This window comes from Thermococcus sp. M36 (assembly GCF_012027355.1).
Classification (GTDB): Archaea; Methanobacteriota_B; Thermococci; order Thermococcales; family Thermococcaceae; genus Thermococcus.
Window position 1 is genome coordinate 292,935 of sequence record NZ_SNUH01000001.1, and the last position, 19,089, is coordinate 312,023.

Here is a 19,089-nt window from a genome sequence, read left to right on the forward strand (position 1 = left end):
GTGAATTATGACAGTGATGCCTCAGATGACCCCAGTGATTTCAGCGGCCTTCTCTGCCGCTTCCCTCGTTAAACCGTCCCTTCCTAGGATTGTATACCTCTCGGGCCTTATCGTATGGGCGATTGTGAGGGCCTCAATGATGAGGTCTGGCTCGATCCCCAGCTCGTATGCGTTAGTTGGCGCCCCCACCTTCTTTAAGGTTTCCCTAACTCTTTCCCACCTGAGCCCGTGGAGGTAGGCCATTATTATCGTCCCGACGCCGGTCTGTTCACCGTGCAGGGCCGGCTTCGGCGCTATCATGTCCAGTGCATGGCTGAAGAGATGCTCGGCACCACTTGCCGGCCTTGATGAGCCCGCTATGCTCATGGCGACCCCGCTGGATATGAGTCCCTTGACGACCTTTCTCACCGACTCCTCGTTGCCGAGCCTTATTATGTCGGCGTTCTTTATCACCATCTTGGCGCTCATGAGGGATAACGAGGCCGCGTACTCGCTGTAGTACTCGCCCTTGATCCGATGAGCCAGCTGCCAGTCTTTAACCGCGGTTAGGTTGCTTATCATGTCGCCAACTCCCGCTGCGAGGTAGCGGTATGGGGCCGTCTTTATGATCTTAACGTCCGCTATGACCGCCACCGGCGGGACGGCCTTGACGGAGGTTTTTGCGTCTAGATCCCTTATCGAAGCGTTGGCGCTTGCGATACCGTCATGGGATGCTGTGGTGGGGAAGCTTATGAAAGGAACACCCGCTTTGAAGGAGGCGAGTTTTGCAACGTCTATTATGCTCCCGCCGCCGACGGCAATGACCCAGTCTATTCCCAGATCCCTTATTTTAGAGAGGGTTCTCCCAACTTCCTCCACACTCGCTTCCCTTACGACGAGGGAGCTCACGTCAAAGGCTTCCTTCATGTTCCGCTCGACTTCCTTTCCGGCTATTTCTCTCGTCCTCGGGCCATAAAGTATAAGCGCCCTTTCGCCCAGGCTCAGCCTCCTGGCGACGTGGACAACCTCACCCCTGAGATCCTCGCCCAAAAGCACCTCTCTGGGAAGCTGCATCAGGTGCATCTCGACCACCATCCTGAAGAATATCATTGGGAAAAGCTTTAAGGCTATCGGAACAACCGTCTATGGTGGTCAAATGGGGCTCTACGGGTTTTTTTACGAGTACTTCATCAGGCCCATAGAAGAAAACAAGGGATACAACCCGGTGAATACGGTCGTCTACGCGGTGATCCTGGGAATAGCCGTCCTAGTGCTCTACCGCATGCTCAAGCGCATGGGGATACGGGTTGACGACAGGTTCTTCAGGGCGCTCATGCCGTACATAATCCTCGGCCCGCTGATGCGGAGCATGACCGACGTTGGAATCCTCCCGAGGACTTATCTGACGGTCAGCCCCGGCGGCTACTTCGTCATAGCGGCCTTTGCAATAGCGTCGCTCTACGTCGTGTGGAGGCACGTCGGGCCGGAAGAGAGGTTTTACCCTCTCTACCGCGACTTCGGCTGGGTCCTGGTCGGAGGGCTGCTCTTCGTGCTGGTTATAAACCTCAACAAGGTGAGCTTCAACTGGGAGGTTTTGAAGTACTTCCTCCCGGCTCTAGCGGTGGCCGAGGTTTTCATCTGGATGGTCTCCAGAAAGGTTGCACTCGTGAGGGACAACTCGCTCCTCTTCTACACCCACTTCTACGACGCCACCACGACCTTCGTCGGAATCCAGTTCCTAGGATTCTGGGAACAGCACGTTCTGGCGAGGTGGCTGATAAACACCTTCGGAACCGCTGCGGTCATGTATCCAGAAAAGTTCCTCATACTCTTTCCGGTGGTGTTCATACTGGACAGGTGGATGAAGGACGAAGATCCCGACCTGATAAACTTCGTGAAGCTCACGATGTTCATCCTCGGCTTCGGGCCGGGCACGAGGAACCTGCTTATAATGCTCATGGGTGGTTGAGATGGATGTAGTGTGGAAAGAGGTTGCGCTCGAAATGGCGAAGGAAGTTGAGAGGAAGATAACGCCCATGTTCGGGACGCCCAAAGCCGGGGAGTCCCTCGGCAAAAACGTCAGCGGCGATGTAACAAAGTACGTTGACAAAGTCGCCGAAGATATTGTCCTAGAGAGGCTCAGGCCCCTCGGGGTCAACATCGTCAGCGAGGAGGTGGGGTTCATAGACAACGGGAGTGACTACACGGTCATCGTTGATCCGATAGACGGCTCCTATAACTTTGCCGCCGGAATACCCATATTCGCCTTCAGCTTCGCCGTGTTTAAGGGCAAAGAACCCGTGTACGGGGCCATCTACGAGTTCATGCCAAAAAACTTCTACGAGGCAATTCCCGGTGAAGGGGCGTTCATGAACGGAAAGAAAATTCACGTGAGGAAGCCGGAGCGCGGGAAGGAGGCGCTCAGCTTCTACACGCGTGGAAGGTGTGTGGGCCTGATTAAAAAGGTCAAGCGAGTCAGGGTTCTCGGGGCCATAGCTGTCGAGCTGGTATACCTCGCCAAAGGGGCCCTGGATGGAGTTCTGGACATAAGGAACTACGTGAGGCCAACGGACATAGCGGCGGGGGTTCTCATAGCGAGAGAAGCGGGGGCCATGGTTACTGACGAGAATGGAAAAGAGCTGGAGCTCAGTCTGAGCGCCACGGAGCAGACAAACATAATCGCGGTCAACGATATGTACCTCCTAAAGCTAATCCTGGAGGAGCTGAAAAATGGGCCTTGAGCGCTATTTTTACCGCTACGGAAAGGCGACCTTCAGCCTTTTCCTGGTAAACGTGGCCGTCTACGTGACTGAGTCGATCCTGAGCGGCAACCCAGTGAACATAAGCATAGAAGTGCTCGCGAGGCTCGGCCAGTGGAACTACGCCGTCACCAACTACGGCTGGTGGTGGCAGCTCTTCACGGCGATGTTCGTGCACGTGGGCATACTCCACATAGTCTTCAACATGTACTTCCTCCTGATGATGGGAAGCCAGCTGGAGCACGTGCTGGGCCCAAAAAGAACTGTGGTCGTTTACATCGTCTCCGGCCTCGTCGGGAACCTGTTGACGCTCCTCCTGCTGCCGCCGAACTCGGTCAGCGCCGGCGCGAGCGGGGCGCTCTTCGGAATCGTCGGAACGCTGATAGTCATGATGGGAGTGGTAGGCGGCAACATGCAGAGGGCACTGATAAACGCATTCGCGTTGTTCCTGATAAACAGCATCCTGCCGGGTGTCAACGCCTACGCCCACCTTGGAGGCCTCGTGACCGGAATGGCAATCGGCTACTACTACGGGAAACGGATCAGGAGGCGCCTCGCCCTTGCGTATGGCTATGGCTACTACTGAGCGCGGCCGAAAGATTTAAAAATGCCCTCCTGGAGGTATAGGTCGAGCGCTCGGGTTGTGCCGGGGTAGCTTAGCCTGGTCAGAGCGCTCGGCTCATAGGGCTGCTCCCCTTCGGGGGAGCCTGAGAAACCGAGAGGTCCGGGGTTCAAAGCCCCGCCCCGGCACCACATTCTAACAAACTTTGCCTTCTTGCAGTTAGAAAGCTTTGGTCAAACTTTGCCCTGCAAAATTTACTGGCGCAAAGGTTGCTCCATGGAGGTTCCCTTTATAACTCCCACTGACGATTTTAATGTCATGATGAGAAGGGCAGTCTTCGCGCTGGTAATCGCGCTCATGGTGTTCGTCTCAGGATGTATCACTGTAGTTCAGCAAACTGAAACTTCATCCACTACTTCCCACTCAACGTACCCTTCAACGTCCCCAACACCACAGACTACAACTACCACAACAACCACAACCCCGCCCGCAACTTGGACAAACCCGGAGGTTCAGTGGAACAACTTGACGGTTTTCCTGCCCAGCCAGGACGCCCAGTTGAACTGCAGCGGCGTTCTATGGCGCTACATACTCAAGGACGCCCTTCCTTGTATGCTGAGCGGGCCGGAGCTTGAGGTCATCTCACCCCTCGCCGCTGAGCTGAAGGGCGCGACTCTCGAAGAGAGCGCCTGGAACGTCCTTGACTGGGAAGGGCAGTGGGTAACATACGACCGGGAGAAGGCGAAAGAGCCTTTTGCCAAGATTATCATTTACCCCGACGGAAGACAGGAAGTTGTTGAGGGGCAGAACAACACGATACAGACTCCCTACGAGACGATTATGCGAGGAAAGGGCATATGCACTGACTACACGGTTCTCACCGACGCCCTGCTCTTGGCCATGAACTACTCGCCCGTTTACGCGATGGGGATAAACCTCACCGACCTCGGCCATGCGGCGGCACTTGTAAGGATAGACGGCTGGTTCTTCGTCCTCGACCAGCGCCTGCCTCCGATGGATCTCGGCTCCTACTACCGCTACTGGGAGAGGCAGGGAAGTAGGGTCATCAACGCGACTCTCTACGAGATTCGGCCGGGCAACGATTTAGCCTCCGTGAAGACCCTCGGTATTTTAAGGGGGGAGGACTTCCTCAAGCAGGACTACAGTATGACTGAGAACGACGCAACAGCGCTCGCCTACAGAATGGTTGGGCTGCTCTCCGAGGAGTTTAACCTGGCGGTTGACAATTCCCTCTCGCTGCTCTCCGACGGAAAGCTTCCCGAGGGCTACAAATCGGGCAAAGCCTGGTTGGTAACCTACCAGAATCTTGCGGATTACTACCATCCAATATTCCACGAACAGTATGCAGAATGGCTTGTTGGGCGGATAACTTCCGACGAGGAACTCCTCGGCGATATTGAGAAGAGCGACGCAGTATGGGTCGAGGTGAAAGTCGAGGGGAACGACCTAGCCGTAACCCTCTACCTCGGAGAACACTAATAGCGCCTCGAATAGCCGCGGGAGTAGTTTCTTCTTCCGTTTTTCCTGTATCCCCGTGGTCTCTCCTCGCGCTCGTACCTCTCGCGGTACTCCCTAGGTATCTCCTCGCTGAGCTCAGACTTCTGGATATCAACACCCGCGACGCTTGCTATGTAGCGGAGCCTCTTGAACTCACCGGGCATGATGAAGGTGACCGCCTTGCCCTTCTTGCCCATCCTGCCGGTTCTGCCTATCCTGTGGACGTAGTCTTCGGCCGTCATGGGCAGGGAGTAGTTCACTATGTGGCTTATGTCCTGGACGTCGAGGCCCCTCGCGGCAACGTCAGTCGCTACGAGAATCCTTGTCCTCTTGGTCTTGAAGCGCCAGAATGTCCTTTCTCTGGCCGCCTGACTCATGTCTCCGTTGAGAGCTTCGGCGCTGTAGCCCTGCCTCCTGAGCTTCTCGCTCAGCTCCCGCGTTTCCCTCTTCGTTGCGCAGAAGACTATCCCGTAGAAGTCGTCGCTAAGGATTTTCTTGAGAGTCGAGAACTTTCTGGCAGGAACGACTTCAATGTACTCCTGCTCCACCATCTCCGGAACGAGCTCGTCGCTGCTGACTTTGATTACCTCATAATCGTTCATATAGCGCCTCGCCAGCCTTAAAATCTCGCGTGGCATCGTTGCCGAGAACATCAGCACGCGCTTCTTCCTCGGTGTTTCCCTGAAGATTGCCTCTATGTCGTCTATGAAGCCCATGTCAAGCATCCTGTCGGCCTCGTCGAGGATGAAGAACTTCACCCCGCTCAGATCAAGGGTTCCGCGCCTTATGTGGTCGAGAACCCTTCCGGGGGTTCCAACGACGACGTGAGTACCTCTCTCAAGGGCCCTTATCTGCGGGCCAATCGGCTGGCCGCCGTAGACTGCGTAAACGTAAACTCTCTTCCTCCCTCGGAGGCTCTTTATCTCGTCCGCCACCTGAAGGGCGAGCTCCCTCGTGGGCGTCAGGATAATCGCCTGGACACTCTTTTCCTTCTCATCAATCGCCTCGATTATGGGCAAGGCAAAAGCGGCCGTCTTTCCGGTTCCGGTCTGGGACTGCCCGATTATATCTGCATCGCCAGACAAAAGGCGCGGAATGACCTCCCTCTGGATGTCGGTGGGCTGTGAGAAGCCCTTCCTCCTAACGGCAACTAACGTCGCCTCAGATAAGCCTAAGCTTTCAAAACTCATTTTTCTTAACTCCTTTTCAACTGCTCAAACGCATCCCTTCTCAAACAGAACGCGTCGAGAAGAAACGCGATTTGGCGGGCCGGGGGGGATTCGAACCCCCGACCACGGGATTAAGAGTCCCGCGCTCTAACCATGCTGAGCTACCGGCCCTCAACCCGAAACCATAGACGGGAGGTGGCTTTATAAATTTTTTGGTCGCAGGGAACGGCCAATGCAGGGAAAAATTTATAAAGCCTCTCCGAGCGTTATACTTTGGCAACGCGGGGGTTGCCGAGCCTGGTCAAAGGCGCGGGATTGAGGGTCCCGTCCCGTAGGGGTTCCGGGGTTCAAATCCCCGCCCCCGCACCATTACAGCCCTTTGCTTCGCAAAGCGTTGGCGGAAAAATGGCGTGCTTTTCTAAGGGACCACACAGTTGGAATCATTGATTACCTGCGCGATGTCTCCTCGGGTGAGGACTTCTCTGGGGACCGGCAATCGGCTTTACAATGCTCGCGGTTGTTTACACTGGAGCCAAGATCAGAGGGGCAAGGAGTGGATGACCATCTTCTTCCCTTCCTCCTTCACTCCCAGCGCAAGGTTTTCCCCCAAAGCCTCAACCGAGCCGTTCTCCCACAGGAGCCTCTTTTCCAGCAGTTTCCCGTTAAAATTGGGCCCCAGCAGAACGGCGTTTCCCTCAATTTCACCGCCGATAAGGAGGCGGTTCTCCAGGGCCAGCACTGAGGTGGCCGCTCCTTCCCTGAGCTTGAAATTCTCCTTGCCGATGCGGACCCAGAAGCCCTCGCCTCTGTAGCCTGCAAGGACAAGCTTTCCCCTCCATACACTGGCGGTCAGTGCTATTCCTTCCGCGAGGGCTTCCTCTCCGAGAAGCTCCCCGCTGGAGTCAAATTCAAAGGCCCTTACCTCCCAGCGTCTGGTTTTCACGCTTCCGATTAGCCTGAGGCCGTCTTCGGGTGGAAGGAGCGTTGTTAACATTGCATCTTCCCAGCTCCCAAAGTCCCTCAGCCATAGGAGCTCGCCATCGAGCGAGAGTGTCCCGAGAAAGAAGCCTCTGTTTCCGGGACTCCCGGTGTCACCGGCGATGAAAACGGTGTCGCCGCTGGGTACGATGGAGTAAACAGCCCCGTTGTTCCGTATTTCAATCTTCCGCTCCCAGAGAACGTTCAGGCTTTCGTCGAGCCGAGCCACGTAGGCCTTCCAGCCATTCCCTCCGTCAGGGGTAGCCCTCCCTTCGACGGCACCTCCTATTAAGTAGCCGTCCGCAAGCTTGGCCGCACTGTGCCCCTCCCAGTCGTTTTTACCGGCCAAAAAGCGGATTTCGACCATTTCCTCGCCGTCAACCCTCGCCAACATTATTTTGTAGTTCCTCCCGTCGTGGACGCTTCCAACGATGAGGTCTTTAGCTATAGCAACTGGAACGGTCTCAGGGCCGAAGGAGTAAATCCTCATGGGCTCACCTCTCTGGATGGCTTATTATCAAATCCCGCCCCTTAAACTCAACTTGGAATCCATTCTTCTCCAGGACATACCTCAGGATCCATGGAGACCATATGTAGAATTTATCCCTCGAAAAGACTCCCCTCTCAAAATCTATCAGCAACCTGTCAAGGTAACCCTCGTACACGTTCACGTCTAAGTTTATTCTGACTAGCCCCTCGGCCTCAAGCCCCGGCTGGTTAAAGCCCCGGATGAGCGTCCAGAGGAAGTCGCTTTCTTGAATCACAATATAACCTTGAGGTTTTAGGACTCGTTTAATTTCCTGCAGAATCCTATCAAAATCCCAGATGCTGAAATGGGCCAGTGGATAGCCGAGTAACGCGACGAGATCAAAGGTGTTTTCTTTGAATTCTAGATTTCTGGCGTCCATAACATAAAATTCTGCCTTTGAGCCCCGTTTTTTCGCCAATTCTTTGGCTCGTTCAACGGCTTTTTCTTGAATGTCTATCCCCACAACTTTAAAACCAAGCTCTTCTAAAACAAAACTGCTAAGTCCTGCGTTGCAGCCGATATCTAGGGCTCTGCCCCCCTTAATTGGGAGGTGTATGGAGAGGAGCCCCTTCAGTTCTTCAAACCTCTCTCGACCGCTCTCACTTTCTATATCATATTCGTCTTTGGTCTTCTCATAGAGGGGTGCGTCAGTGTAGCCGAGGTTTTTGAACATCGCCACAAGCCCCCTAAACGCGTTTGCCATAATTACAACGCCGAATAGTTTTTAAAGATTTTTGATGGTGTAGAATTCAGGTGAGTCTATGGACGAGTACGGCGTCATCGGAAGGGCCCTCCAGCTCGGGGCTGATTACGCCGAGGTTCGCTTCGAGGAAGTCCTCTCAACGGAGCTTTCCGTGAGGTCGGGAGAGCTCAGCGCCTCATCGAAGATAATCAGCGGCTACGGGGTCAGGGTGCTCTTCAACGGCTCGTGGGGATTCTCCTTCACGACTTCACAGGATGGGCTTGAGATGGCACTGGAGATGGCGATGAGGGCAGCAAAACTAACGCCCTCAAACATTAAGCCCGCGGAAGTCAAGCCCATCAGAGATTACGTCAGGAGCCCTATGAAGGTTAAGCCTTCTGACATATCGCCGGAGGAAGCCGCAAAACTTGTGAGGGAGCTCTACTCCGAGATAGCGGGGGATAACCGGGTTGTAAACGCCGCCTACACTGGGAGAGCGGGCGTTAAGAGGCTCATAACCAGCGAAGAGACGGAGATAGAGTGGGAAATCTCATCGGTGGAGTTCTATGCCTCGGTAGTAGCAAGGAACAATGGAAGGAGCGTCCAAGTTTACAACCACTACGGGAGCGTGGAGAGGGGCGTTGAAGCCTTCGATGAAATAAAAGAGCGCCTCAAACTTGGAATTGAGGGGCAACTGCGGAGCGGCCTCGAAGGGGTCAGACCGCCAAAGACCGGCGATGTTCCAGTCCTGCTGTCCCCCCTTTTCGCGGGTCTTATAGCACACGAGGCCTTGGGTCACCTCGCCGAGGCGGACTTAACTCCGGGAACTCCTTTCAAAGACTTCTTGAACCAACGGGTTGCCCCCGAGTTCCTCGGCCTCAGCGATGGGCCGGTCAAGGACGGCTTCGGGAACGACCGCTACGACGACGAAGGGACTCCCGTGAGGAAGGTTGAGATACTGAAGAACGGCGTTCTTAACGAGCTTCTCCTCGACAGAGAGCACGCGACCAAGTGGGGCATGGAGCCCAACGGACATGCGAGGGCCGAAAACTACCGCTATCCGCCGCTTATCAGGATGAGGAACACCTACTTCGAGCCGGGCGACGCTTCCCTTGAGGAGATGATTGGGGAGATAAAGTTTGGCTACTACCTCGTCCGCTCCTCCGGAGGGCAGACGGAGTTCAACTCCGCCTTCACGGTCTCTGTTTCTGAGGCCTACCTCATAGAGAACGGCGAGGTGACGAAGCCCGTGGCGGGCATCTCCGCCAGCGGTGTTGCGATAGACGCCCTTAAAGGAGTCACAATGCTCGGAAGGGAACTCGCCTTTGAGAACTCCTACTGTGGGAAGGGGCAGATCGCCTTTGTGAGCCTCGGAGGACCGCACATGCTCTTTGAGAGAGGCATAAGGGTGGGATGAGGATGGAGGTGGAGGTTTACCGGATGAGGGAAGTCAGGGAGAAACTATCCTACTCCTCCGGAACGCTCAGGCCCGAGTCGGGAGAGAGGGCTTTCACGGTCGTCAGGGTAGTGAAGGACGGAAGAATAGGCCAGGCCCTCGTGGAAGGAATTGACGAGAAGGCAGAGGAGAGGGCGAGGGAGTTGGCCACAAAACTCTCAAAGCTCTCCCCCAAGGAGGACTACCGCCTGCCTGAAGGAGAGAAAGCGCGGTGGGGGAGGGCTTTCAAGGGCTCACTCTTTGAACACACCGACGAAATCAAGGAAACAATAGCTCTGGCCGAGAACGAAGGGATAGGAGTCCCCGAGCTTGAAGTTGGCCTCCTTAAGAGGCAGGTTGATGTCTGGAACTCCCGCGGGGCCGAAGTTCGGGGGGAGTACTCCATCGTGGACGTTTCGTTCTCCCTCGTCAGGGGAGATGCCTTTTTCAGGGAACAGGTGGCTTTCCCTGAAATCCCCGGGATACGGCGGCTCATCTCGGAAGGAACTGGGGCAATTAAAAAAGCAGAACGGATGGAGAAAGCTTCTCCCGGGGAGACGCGCGTGATCCTCTCGCCACTCTCCTTTGCGGAGCTGCTCTACCTCGGCCTCGTCAGGGAAGCGTCGGGTTCGCTCCTAGTCAGGGGCGCCTCGGTGCTGAGGGAAGGCCAGAGGGTTGCGGGCGAAAACTTCACCCTCTACGACGATCCCCTGGATGAAACGAGCCTCAAGCCGGCCAAAGCGGACGACGAGGGTGTTTCCACAAAACGGCGGGCACTCATCAGTGAGGGCACCTTCACAGGCCACCTCTGGGATAGCTACTGGGCTTACAAGGTTGGAAGAAAGAGCACCGGAAACGCTGTAAGAGTCGAGGCGAACGTTTTTCCAGCCCCTCACCACCTCACCCTGAGCGGAGACGCTTCCCTCGACGAGATGCTCGCCGAGCTGGAGGATGGCTACCTCATTGCCGGCCTTATGGGGCTCGGCGGGGTGGACTCGAAGACCGGAAACTTCTCGGTTTTGGCCAATCCCGCCTTTGTAGTCCGGAACAGGGAGATAGCGGCTTTGACGAGCTTCACGATCACAGGGAACATCAAAAGGCTACTGGAGGGGATAGAGCTGGTGGGAATGGAGCGCAGGGGGATATGGTTCGAGCCGGTCTCTATGGCCTTCCCCCACGTGCTCACTAAGGTGAAGGTGGTGCCGTGAGACTCCCGCCGCTGGAGGGAGAAAAATGGAGCCGCTCAGGGTTTTCTACTCCGAGGCGCTGAAACACTTCGAGGAAGCCGGGGGGAGCGAGGAGGACTTTATGTGGCTCGTCGGGTCGAGGCTCGCGTGGTTCCGGCTCTACAGAGATGAGATTAGGCTGAGGCTCAGGATGATTGAGGAGGTATCCAGACGGATTCGGGGGCGGGTTCTCGACGTGGGCTCGGGGACGGGATTCCCCGCGCTCGTGATGGCCCTTTCCGGAAACGCCGAGGAGATAGTCGGCCTCGAGAAGGATCCCTACATGGTGGAGTTCTCGAAGAGACTGGAAAAACACGCCCCCAATCTGCGCTTCGTTGAGGGCGACTTCCTTGATAGGAATGTCAAGCTCGGAAAGTTCGACACGGTCGTCTTCATGTACGTTCTCCACGATTTCGAGCCGGAGGGATTCTTGAGGCAGACCCTTGAAGTCTTAAGGTCCGGTGGACGGGTTGTGGTGGCCGACTTTGACCTCAACGGGCTCAGGGAGAGGGTGAAGGACATCGGGAGAGCCAAGGGGCTCGAACTGTTCGATGACATCAGCCTGGGGAGGGCTATGAGCCATGGGAAACTCAGCGGAGCCTTCCTGATGGTTCTCCGGAGGGATGAAAGTGAGGGTCGTGCTAATCCCGATGCGGGTTGAGGTTGGGAACTTCGAAGCAAACTGGAAGGAGTTCCAGCGGCGGTTTAACGAGGCATCAAAGCACGACCCAGACTTCCTCGTCTTCCCAGAGTACTGTCTGACCGGCTTTGCCGAATGGGACTTCAGCGGGGCGGAGCTTTACGGTGAGATAGTCGAACGGATGAGTGAACTCGCAAGGGAGCATGAGGTTTACATCGTCTTCGGCCTTTTGGAACCCTACAAAAACTGTGTCTACAACTCGGCTCTGCTAATCGGCCGGAACGGCGAAGTTCTACTCAAGCACCGCAAGTTCCAGGAGCCGATGAAGTTCTGCACCGGAAACACCGTCAGAACGGTTAAAACCGAATTCGGAAAGGTGGCGATAATTATCTGCGGCGACCTCTACAACAAGAGGATAGCGAAGTGGGTTCGGAGAAAGAAACCGGACTTCATCTTCGTGCCGATGGAGTACTCACCGGACTACGGCGAGCCGAACGAGGAGGATGTAAAGGCAATGTCTGAGCGGGCTGAACTCCTCGGTGTTAGGACATTCATAGTCAACAGCCACCCACCTGGCGGTGCTTGGGTCTTCGATGGGGACGGGAACCTGCTGGCGGAAACATCTGGGGACGAACTGCTGATATGGGAAGAAAAATAGGGCTCAGGGCTTACCGCCCATTCCACCACCGGTCTCCATCGGGCTGTTGATTATCAGCTCGTACTCATCTTTGGGGAGTATCTGCGGCTCGTAGGTAACCCCTCTGTTTTCAAGCTGACCCACGAAGGCCCTCAGGTGGTTCCTCGAACCCATCATAAGGTTCTCATAGACGGTTATGATGTCTATCTTGTTGGTCTGGGCCAGCCACCCCTGCAGGTCCCTTATGTCAGTCTCCTCGATGATTGCCCCCACCTTCAAGGCATCGATCTCACTCTTCATACCCATCTCTATGAGCTGGTCGTAGAGTGCCTGGAGCTCCTTGTTCTGGAACTCACCTATACCTGCGTTCTCAGTTGGATCCGTAAGGTTGTACTTCCTCAGGAGCAGTCTGACGGACTCAACATGGGTGGTCTCGCTTCTGGCTATGTTGCTGAATATCTGGAGCCCCCACTTCTCGTACAGCTTGGTGTAAACGTCGTGGGCCAGCTTCTCCTCCTCGACCATGAACAGGAGTCCCTCTTTTTCAACATCGGTCAGGGGCTCGGCCGGCAGGGAATCCACGTAGGACTGCAGGTCGTTGGTGTTCAGGTCGCCGTTGGAATCGGCCACAAGCGGAACGGTGTTCGCTGATACTGGGCTTTCCGTGGAGGTTGTTGAAGTCTCCTCCGCCCCAATGCAGCCCGAGGCCATAACCCCCAAGACGAGGATAACCGCCACGAAGAGGGCGTAAAGCCCCCTCATGTCCATCCCTCCGGTGTTTGGTGTCCATCTGATAATCTTACCTGAAGTTCATAAATACCTTTTGGTTCATTCGGCCATTTGAAATGGGTGCTTCGTCAAAAGGTTTATTTAAATGGTTCCGGAATGCCCAGAGGTGGTAGCATGTGGCGCTCGGCCAAATTCGTCGACGATAACGTTGCTTTCTCGCGGATGCCTACGAAGAGCGAACTGGACGCAGTTTCGGAGACCTTCGACGCGATAGTAGTTCTGGTTGAAGAGTACGAGCCCCCCTATCCACTCGAAGAGTGGAGAAAGAGGGGCGTGGAAGTTCTCCACAGCCCGATAGAGGACTTCACGGCTCCAAGTGTTGAACAGCTCCTTGAAATCCTTCGCTGGATAGAGGCGAGAGTCGGGGAGGGAAAGAAGGTTCTAATCCACTGCCTCGGCGGCCTGGGAAGGAGTGGAACTGTGGCAACCGCGTGGCTCATGTACTCGAAGGGCCTCCCCCTGCGCGAGGCCCTGAGAAGGATCCGCTCTGTGAGGCCAGGTGCAGTAGAGACCTACGAGCAGATAGAGGTTCTAAAAGAGTTGGAGAGACTCCTCAGAAGCCGTTGAAGGACACAACGTCCTCCAGCTTCTTTCTCTCGTATTTGGGCTTTGGGTCGGCTGGATAGCCGACTGGAAGTATTGTCTGGAGCTTGTATTCCGGAGGGGCCTTCAGGAGCTCTTCGATTGGCTTAGGGTTCGGTGGCGTGTAGGTCACCGTTCCGAGGCCGAGCTCTTCAAGTGCCAGTAACAGGTAGCCGACGGCTATCCACGTTGACTGGAGCCAGTAGGGGGCTCTGGTGTGTCCGAAGACAAGGATTAGGTAAGGGGCCTCGCTCAGGAAGGGCTTCTCCGGCTTGAACCCCTTCGCGTTCAGCCAGGCCATCAGGTCACCCTTCGTTCTGGAGTAGAACTTCTCTTCTTCGGCCTCGCAGAGCTCCCGTATTTTACCCTTCATCCACTCGTCGTCCACAACGAGGAACTTCCAGGGCTGAGCGTTCATCCCGGAGGGAGCTTCCTTAGCTGCTTTTATCGCCTTCAGGATGTCTTCCTTTGGAGGCTTATCCGGGAGAAACTGTCTGACGGTCTTCCTCCTCTTTGCCAGCTCGAGAACGCGCATGTCACCACCAGCATAATTTTGGTGGACGAGAGATAAAAACGTTTAGACGTAGAACACCATCCCGTCGTAGGCGACGAGGACTTTGTTCCTCCACCTCTTCCTCACGTACTCCGTCAGCTCGAGGAAGGGGAGGTTCTTGTGGGATATATGGCTTAAAACGGTTCTCTCCGCGAGGGAAAGGCCTATCTCAGCAGCTTCATCAACGTTGTTGTGATAGGGGTCGTCCGTGCCGGGCGGGTAGGTCGCATCGACTATCGCCAGCCTGAGCGGGGCTTTCTTCTCCAGAAACTTCTGTGTCTCCTCAGGAAGGCCCTTCGTGTCGTAGAGCAGAGCAACGCTTTTTCCATCCTCCTCGATGAGGTATCCAAGGGTCTCGACCTGATGGTTGAGCTTTATTGCGGTTATCTTAAGGGCGTCTATCTCCACGGTCTCCCCCTGCCTTATTACCCTCGGCCTCAGGTTCTTTGGCTCTTTCAGGATGAGGGCATCTGCGTGCCCTTCTGGGACGTAGAGAGGGGTCTCCATTGCCATCCAGCGGAGCTTATAGAGACCGTATATGTGGTCGTGGTGCCAGTGGGTCAGGAAGATCGCCTCCAGGGGAACGCTGAGGCTGTCCCTGATATCGGTCCCCACGTCAAAGAGAACGGCTTTTCTGTTCTCGGTGATTACCGCGAGGGTTGAGGGCTTCCTCTGGGCGAAGCCGAAGTTCCTCGCCTCGCTGCATGTCCTGCACGTGCAGAGGTGCGCTGGAATGCCCTCGCTACCGCCGGTGCCAATGAAGTAGACGAGCATGGCCACCACCGTTTTATGGATGTGAAATATTTCAGGACTTATAAGCCTTGCTGAATGTGGATTGGAAAGGGAAACGCTTTAACGCCCACGAATCAACACTCCTTTGATGGGGATGGAGTTCATAGCGGACATGATGCTGGGCCGTTTGGCAAGATGGCTCCGGCTGTACGGATACGACACCCTCTACGGGGTGGAGGACGACGATGAGATACTTAGGATGGCGGGAGCAGAGGGCAGGGTAATCCTTACAAGGGACGCCACCCTCGCCGAGAGGGCCAGAAGGCTCGGCATTGGAGTTGTTCTGCTGGAGTCGAACTCGTTCGAGGAACAGGTTGAGGAACTCAGACACTTCGGCGTCGAATTCAAGGAGCTGTTCCCGGCAAACGCACGCTGTCCTAAGTGCAACGGGCTAATAAGACATGCCTCAAAAGAAGAGGTTAAAGGAAAGGTTCCTCCGAGCGTTTACGAACGCTACGGCGAGTTTTACGTCTGCACAGACTGCGGTCAGATATACTGGCCGGGCAGACAGTGGAGGGAGATGGTTAAAATTGACCGGAAGCTGAGGGGAGGAGAATGAACTGGAGACAGTGGGAGCCCTTCTACTTCCGCATAGTCCGGGAGATGGGGTACTCTATTGAGGAGGACAGGAAGGCCGCGGAAATTTTGAGGGCGCTCCTCCTGGAGGGGGACGACTACCTGCTGAGGGAGGAGCTTGAGGTGGTCGTCGGCAGGAAGGCCTACGTTTTCGGCTGCGGCCCGAGCCTTGGGGACGCACTGAGGGAGTTCGACTTCTCGGACGGGACGCTGATAGCGGCAGATGGAGCGACCTCCGCGCTCCTCGATGCGGGCTTGCTTCCCGACATAATCGTCACCGACCTCGACGGCAGGATTTCCGACATAAAGCTGGCAAATGACCGCGGCTCTTTCCTAGTGATCCACGCCCATGGGGACAACGTCGATAAGCTCACCGTGTACGTACCGGTGCTCTCCCGCATCCTCGGGACGTGCCAGACCGAACCTCTCGACATCGTTTACAACTTCGGCGGCTTCACGGACGGCGACAGGGCGGCCTTTCTGGCGGAAGAGCTCGGTGCGAGGGAGATCGTTCTGGTTGGCTTTGACTTTGGGGATGTCGTGGGCAAATGGAGCAAGCCGGGCCTTCGGGCGCACTCGCCGGTCTGGGAGAGCAAGAGGAAGAAGTTTGAGTTTGCGAAGGAGCTGCTAGAGTGGCTGGAAAAGAACGGCCGGGCCGAGCTGATGTGGTTACACCAATGAAGGAAAAGTTTATTTTTGTTGATGTAGTAATAATTTAGGTGGTACCATGGACGACGTTGAGACCGCAAGGCTGCTGATAAGGATAGGAGGAATAGTGGGCATTATAGAGCCGCTGGTCATTGGCCTTCTGCTCCTGATAACCATAATAGGCATTGTGATCGCGGTGCCGCTGTTGATACTGGCGTGGTGGATTTATAAGAGGTCGAGCGAAGCGGTGGATCTGGCGGAAATGGGCAGATACCGGGAGGCCAGGGACAAAGTGATAGTCCCTGCCGTTGTTGCCCTGATTCTGACGAGCCGCGTGGGGGGAATCCTCATGCTCATTGGAGCGGTTCTCCTGCCCTCCGAAAAAGAGAGTGCAGGAGGGGTAGGGGTTTACTAATCCAAAAAGGAGGACGATCAGACCAGATCCTTGATCTTCCGAACCTTTCCCCCTTTTATCTCCACATAGCCGAGCTTTTTGAGAAGGCGCAGAACCTCCTCAACGGTTCCCCTGCCGTAGTTCACTACGAGGGTGCCCTTTTCCGTGGGGATCTCTATCGGCGCCGCCCTGGTGAACGCCCCTATTACCTCCACCTCCGGAACCTTCTCGTCCCCGATGGCTTTGAGTATCTCCGCCGCCAGTATGCTCCGCCCCACAAGGCCGAAGTATGCCCTGAGGAGGTAGTCCTCCGGGAAATATTTTGCCGCGACCCTTCCCACCGCGTTTATCTTCGCCATGTCGAGTTCCAGTATCTCTATTTCATACTCAACCACCAGGTCGGTGAGGACGTACTGCCTGGCTATTCTCTCGGCACTCTCCGGGCTGTGGACGAGGTTGAATGGGAATTTGAACTGGAAGCGCAGCTCTGAGACATCCACCTCGCCCTTCAGCCTGGCGGTTCCTTCGGAGACTTCAATGGCCCCGTTCCTTGCCAGCTGGTCGAGTATCTCTGCAACCCAGGGGCCCTCCCGGATGAGGTTTTCGACTTTCTCCCCGACCTTCAGGTGCTCAAGGATGTGGTTGAGGCTCTCCCTGAACGACACAAAGCCTTCCTTGAGGGCCTCTCTGTCGGCCCCCTCGATAACATCTATCTGGGCGCGTATTTCTTCAAGGGTGCCCTCCAGAGAATATCCTATGAAGCTTTCATAGCCGAGCCTCTCGTGCAGCTCGAACCTTATCCCTTCCCTCTTCAGGTCATCAATGAGTGCCTTTTTCGTGACCTCGTTCCTTGTAACCAGCCTCATTCTACCACCGAACCGGAAACGGTTAAAAGCCTTATAGGTTTTTGGTCTCTGGGGGTGAGGGGATGGGCGAAAAGCAGTACCTGCTGGACAGAACCCTTGAGGCGTGGAGGGGAAAGAAAGTGGCACTCGCTGTGAGCAGTGAGCACTCATTCACAGGGACACTGGAGGACTTCGACGAGGAGGTCATAGTCCTGAAGGATGTCTCTGACATAGCGGGAAACCGGGCCAAGGCTCTGATGGTCAAGATAGAGGATCTCAACTGGATAATGCTCCTGTGAGGTGGAACCATGAGGGCGGTGGCCTTCGTTGGCTATAAAAAGAGCGGAAAGACGACGGCCGTTGAAGCCGTTGCGAGGATTCTGAAGGAGCGCGGCTACCGCGTGGCCATAGCGAAGAGCATGCACGCCGATTTTGACCGAGAAGGGAGCGACACATGGCGATTCTCCAAGGTAGCCGATGCAGTCTTGGTCAGGGCGAACGATACCGATGCGTTCCTCTTCAAGGCCCGGGACATTAACGCCCTCTTCTCCATGGTCAACGCTGACTTCCTCCTGCTTGAGGGGTTTAAATCAATCCATCACGTTCCAAGGGTAATATGCGCCAGGGATGAGAACGACGTGAGGGAGCTGAACGATGGCCTTGCCATAGCTGTGAGCGGCGTTATAACCGAGAGTGGGATCGATGAGGTAAACGGCCTCCCCGCGATAAACGCCCTCACTGAGGCAGAAAAGCTCGCCGACATCGTGGAGAAGCGTGCCTTCATGTTGCCCAACATAGACTGCGGTATGTGCGGCTTTAAGTGCGCCGAGATGGCGAGGATGATAGTCACTGGCGAGAAAACCCTGAAGGACTGCGTCGTCCTCAGCCAGAAACCGAAGGTAACCGTCAAGATAGACGGCCAGGTTCTCCCAATGAAGGACTGGGTGCAGGAGCTGGTCGAAAAGACGATAAAGGGCATGCTCTCGGCGATGAAGGGCTATAGAGATGGGCAGAAGATTGAGATTGTGATAAGGGAAGAGTGACGGATTGGCCGTCGAATTTTCTCTGCTCGTGTGTTTCCACCCTTAGTCTTTCGAATTCCTCTGCTGTTCCATTTCTCCAAACATGCCACGCGCTACTTCTGGGTGTACAATTTCAACTTCTTCTATTCCCTCATCCTTCAAAACCCACGCCCTCGCTTCTCCCTCTGGAGTTACGATGAGCCAGACGACCGGCCAAAGATTCATCCCCCTCAAATCCTTCCCGCTCGGCCTCGGTGGACAGTTGAGGTGGGAGTGGAAAATCCCAATGACCTCGAGACCCCCCTCCTCAGCCCCGTCTATCGCCTCGACCATTTCAAGGGGCTCCATCTCAAAAGCTGTGGGGGAGTTTAGCCTGTTGGTCACGAATCGGATTTCTTTGACAGTTAGACTGCCCCCGTCCGTCCCACCGAAAAGGAAGCCGCAGACTTCCGCCGCGGAGTTTTTTGCCGTTTTGACAATTTTTTCGAGGTAGTCCCTGGGGATAACCAGTCTCATGTTCTCAACTGCGGCGTTAAGCTTATAAGTTTTGAATGATTGACAAAGTGCTGTCGGTGATATTATGAAATGGGCCCTCACGCTGCATGGAGGGGAATACCACGGCAAAACGATAGTCTTTGAGGCCGAAACGGCCGACGAGGCAAGGAGGCTCGCGCTCCAGGAGCTCAGGCGGAAGGATGCGAGGGTCTTCGAACTTGAGAAGCTTGAGTGATTCTCCGCTTCCCTTTCTTCCTTCCCCTGCCAGCACTGCGGATG

At 55.4% G+C, this 19,089-nt stretch carries 24 protein-coding genes and 3 tRNA genes; 17 read left to right on the plus strand and 10 right to left on the minus strand.

Annotated features, from left to right (window positions below):
* Positions 1–21: 21 nt before the first annotated feature.
* Entirely contained in the window at positions 22–1,062 is a 1,041-nt protein-coding gene (locus E3E36_RS01645) for an NAD(P)-dependent glycerol-1-phosphate dehydrogenase (protein ID WP_167894693.1), read from the minus strand.
* Between the two features lie 73 nt (positions 1,063–1,135).
* Between E3E36_RS01645 and E3E36_RS01650 the strand changes: the two genes are divergently transcribed.
* The 5 genes from E3E36_RS01650 to E3E36_RS01670 all read left to right on the plus strand — a co-directional run bounded on the left by E3E36_RS01650 (position 1,136) and on the right by E3E36_RS01670 (position 4,800).
* The gene (locus E3E36_RS01650) at positions 1,136–1,948 is read left to right on the plus strand and encodes a DUF63 family protein (RefSeq protein WP_167893686.1); all 813 of its coding nucleotides are present in this window, start codon (positions 1,136–1,138) and stop codon (positions 1,946–1,948) included.
* A 1-nt stretch (position 1,949) separates the two neighbouring features.
* On the plus strand, positions 1,950–2,720 hold the full coding sequence (locus E3E36_RS01655) for a bifunctional fructose-bisphosphatase/inositol-phosphate phosphatase (protein WP_167893687.1): 771 nt from the start codon (positions 1,950–1,952) through the stop codon (positions 2,718–2,720).
* On the plus strand, positions 2,710–3,324 hold the full coding sequence (locus E3E36_RS01660; protein WP_167893688.1) for a rhomboid family intramembrane serine protease: 615 nt from the start codon (positions 2,710–2,712) through the stop codon (positions 3,322–3,324). The genes E3E36_RS01655 and E3E36_RS01660 overlap by 11 nt, the downstream gene beginning before the upstream one ends.
* Positions 3,325–3,383: 59 nt before the next feature.
* A tRNA-Met gene (locus E3E36_RS01665) sits at positions 3,384–3,491 on the plus strand.
* An 85-nt stretch (positions 3,492–3,576) separates the two neighbouring features.
* Positions 3,577–4,800, plus strand: coding sequence for a transglutaminase-like domain-containing protein (locus tag E3E36_RS01670; RefSeq protein ID WP_240911748.1), 1,224 nt, complete (start codon positions 3,577–3,579; stop codon positions 4,798–4,800).
* Here E3E36_RS01670 and E3E36_RS01675 read toward each other — a convergent pair.
* Both E3E36_RS01675 and E3E36_RS01680 read right to left on the minus strand, forming a co-directional pair.
* Positions 4,797–6,008, minus strand: coding sequence for a DEAD/DEAH box helicase (locus E3E36_RS01675; RefSeq protein WP_167893689.1), 1,212 nt, complete (start codon positions 6,006–6,008; stop codon positions 4,797–4,799). The two genes, E3E36_RS01670 and E3E36_RS01675, sit on opposite strands and share 4 nt — an antisense overlap.
* Before the next feature lie 72 nt (positions 6,009–6,080).
* Positions 6,081–6,158 (minus strand) — tRNA-Lys (locus tag E3E36_RS01680).
* 110 nt (positions 6,159–6,268) lie between these two features.
* Between E3E36_RS01680 and E3E36_RS01685 the strand changes: the two genes are divergently transcribed.
* Positions 6,269–6,356 (plus strand) — tRNA-Leu (locus tag E3E36_RS01685).
* Between the two features lie 169 nt (positions 6,357–6,525).
* Here E3E36_RS01685 and E3E36_RS01690 read toward each other — a convergent pair.
* Both E3E36_RS01690 and E3E36_RS01695 read right to left on the minus strand, forming a co-directional pair.
* On the minus strand, positions 6,526–7,455 hold the full coding sequence (locus E3E36_RS01690; protein WP_167893690.1) for a hypothetical protein: 930 nt from the start codon (positions 7,453–7,455) through the stop codon (positions 6,526–6,528).
* A 4-nt stretch (positions 7,456–7,459) separates the two neighbouring features.
* Entirely contained in the window at positions 7,460–8,197 is a 738-nt protein-coding gene (locus E3E36_RS01695; protein ID WP_167893691.1) for a class I SAM-dependent methyltransferase, read from the minus strand.
* A 58-nt stretch (positions 8,198–8,255) separates the two neighbouring features.
* Here E3E36_RS01695 and E3E36_RS01700 point away from each other — a divergent pair, with 58 nt between their 5' ends.
* Genes E3E36_RS01700 through E3E36_RS01715 form a run of 4 tightly spaced genes read left to right on the plus strand, consistent with a single transcriptional unit; the run spans position 8,256 to position 12,135 of the window.
* A complete protein-coding gene (locus E3E36_RS01700; RefSeq protein ID WP_167893692.1) occupies positions 8,256–9,593 on the plus strand; it encodes a TldD/PmbA family protein in 1,338 nt (445 codons plus the stop codon).
* A complete protein-coding gene (locus tag E3E36_RS01705; protein ID WP_167893693.1) occupies positions 9,590–10,819 on the plus strand; it encodes a metallopeptidase TldD-related protein in 1,230 nt (409 codons plus the stop codon). The genes E3E36_RS01700 and E3E36_RS01705 overlap by 4 nt, the downstream gene beginning before the upstream one ends.
* A 25-nt stretch (positions 10,820–10,844) precedes the next feature.
* Positions 10,845–11,498 (plus strand): class I SAM-dependent methyltransferase, encoded by a 654-nt coding sequence (locus E3E36_RS01710; protein WP_167893694.1) that lies wholly within the window; start codon positions 10,845–10,847, stop codon positions 11,496–11,498.
* A complete protein-coding gene (locus tag E3E36_RS01715) occupies positions 11,467–12,135 on the plus strand; it encodes a carbon-nitrogen hydrolase family protein (protein WP_167893695.1) in 669 nt (222 codons plus the stop codon). The genes E3E36_RS01710 and E3E36_RS01715 overlap by 32 nt, the downstream gene beginning before the upstream one ends.
* 3 nt (positions 12,136–12,138) lie before the next feature.
* Here E3E36_RS01715 and E3E36_RS01720 read toward each other — a convergent pair whose 3' ends face one another.
* Positions 12,139–12,882 (minus strand): DUF2202 domain-containing protein, encoded by a 744-nt coding sequence (locus tag E3E36_RS01720; RefSeq protein WP_394353036.1) that lies wholly within the window; start codon positions 12,880–12,882, stop codon positions 12,139–12,141.
* 135 nt (positions 12,883–13,017) lie between these two features.
* On the opposite strand from E3E36_RS01720, the gene E3E36_RS01725 reads away from it, so the two are divergent.
* Positions 13,018–13,470 (plus strand): dual specificity protein phosphatase family protein, encoded by a 453-nt coding sequence (locus E3E36_RS01725; RefSeq protein WP_167893696.1) that lies wholly within the window; start codon positions 13,018–13,020, stop codon positions 13,468–13,470.
* Here E3E36_RS01725 and E3E36_RS01730 read toward each other — a convergent pair.
* Positions 13,457–14,020, minus strand: a complete 564-nt coding sequence (locus tag E3E36_RS01730; RefSeq protein ID WP_167893697.1) for a nitroreductase family protein — start codon at positions 14,018–14,020, stop codon at positions 13,457–13,459. The genes E3E36_RS01725 and E3E36_RS01730 overlap by 14 nt on opposite strands.
* 42 nt (positions 14,021–14,062) lie before the next feature.
* Complete coding sequence (locus tag E3E36_RS01735) at positions 14,063–14,812, minus strand: MBL fold metallo-hydrolase (protein ID WP_167894696.1); 750 nt, start codon at positions 14,810–14,812, stop codon at positions 14,063–14,065.
* A gap of 112 nt (positions 14,813–14,924) precedes the next feature.
* On the opposite strand from E3E36_RS01735, the gene E3E36_RS01740 reads away from it, so the two are divergent.
* From E3E36_RS01740 to E3E36_RS01750, 3 genes are read left to right on the plus strand one after another with little or no spacing between them, the layout of a single operon-like run.
* Positions 14,925–15,389: a Mut7-C RNAse domain-containing protein gene (locus E3E36_RS01740; RefSeq protein WP_167894697.1), complete on the plus strand. Its 465-nt coding sequence runs from the start codon at positions 14,925–14,927 to the stop codon at positions 15,387–15,389.
* Positions 15,386–16,087 carry a 6-hydroxymethylpterin diphosphokinase MptE-like protein gene (locus tag E3E36_RS01745; RefSeq protein WP_167893698.1) on the plus strand — a complete coding sequence of 234 codons (702 nt, stop codon included), beginning with the start codon at positions 15,386–15,388 and terminating at the stop codon, positions 16,085–16,087. Before E3E36_RS01740 ends, E3E36_RS01745 begins: the two co-directional genes overlap by 4 nt.
* Positions 16,088–16,133: 46 nt before the next feature.
* Positions 16,134–16,469, plus strand: a complete 336-nt coding sequence (locus E3E36_RS01750; protein ID WP_167893699.1) for a hypothetical protein — start codon at positions 16,134–16,136, stop codon at positions 16,467–16,469.
* Positions 16,470–16,486: 17 nt separating this feature from the next.
* Here the strand turns inward: E3E36_RS01750 and E3E36_RS01755 are convergent, their stop codons facing one another.
* Positions 16,487–17,314 carry a hypothetical protein gene (locus tag E3E36_RS01755; protein ID WP_167893700.1) on the minus strand — a complete coding sequence of 276 codons (828 nt, stop codon included), beginning with the start codon at positions 17,312–17,314 and terminating at the stop codon, positions 16,487–16,489.
* A gap of 62 nt (positions 17,315–17,376) precedes the next feature.
* Here E3E36_RS01755 and E3E36_RS01760 point away from each other — a divergent pair, with 62 nt between their 5' ends.
* Together E3E36_RS01760 and mobB are read left to right on the plus strand one after the other, a co-directional pair.
* Complete coding sequence (locus E3E36_RS01760) at positions 17,377–17,592, plus strand: LSm family protein (protein ID WP_167893701.1); 216 nt, start codon at positions 17,377–17,379, stop codon at positions 17,590–17,592.
* Positions 17,593–17,601: 9 nt separating this feature from the next.
* Complete coding sequence (gene mobB / locus E3E36_RS01765; RefSeq protein ID WP_167893702.1) at positions 17,602–18,336, plus strand: molybdopterin-guanine dinucleotide biosynthesis protein B; 735 nt, start codon at positions 17,602–17,604, stop codon at positions 18,334–18,336.
* A gap of 42 nt (positions 18,337–18,378) precedes the next feature.
* On the opposite strand, the gene E3E36_RS01770 is transcribed toward mobB, so the two are convergent.
* Positions 18,379–18,831 (minus strand): M67 family metallopeptidase, encoded by a 453-nt coding sequence (locus tag E3E36_RS01770; RefSeq protein WP_167893703.1) that lies wholly within the window; start codon positions 18,829–18,831, stop codon positions 18,379–18,381.
* A 64-nt stretch (positions 18,832–18,895) separates the two neighbouring features.
* On the opposite strand from E3E36_RS01770, the gene E3E36_RS01775 reads away from it, so the two are divergent.
* A complete protein-coding gene (locus tag E3E36_RS01775; protein ID WP_167893704.1) occupies positions 18,896–19,045 on the plus strand; it encodes a hypothetical protein in 150 nt (49 codons plus the stop codon).
* The last annotated feature ends 44 nt before the right edge of the window (positions 19,046–19,089 follow it).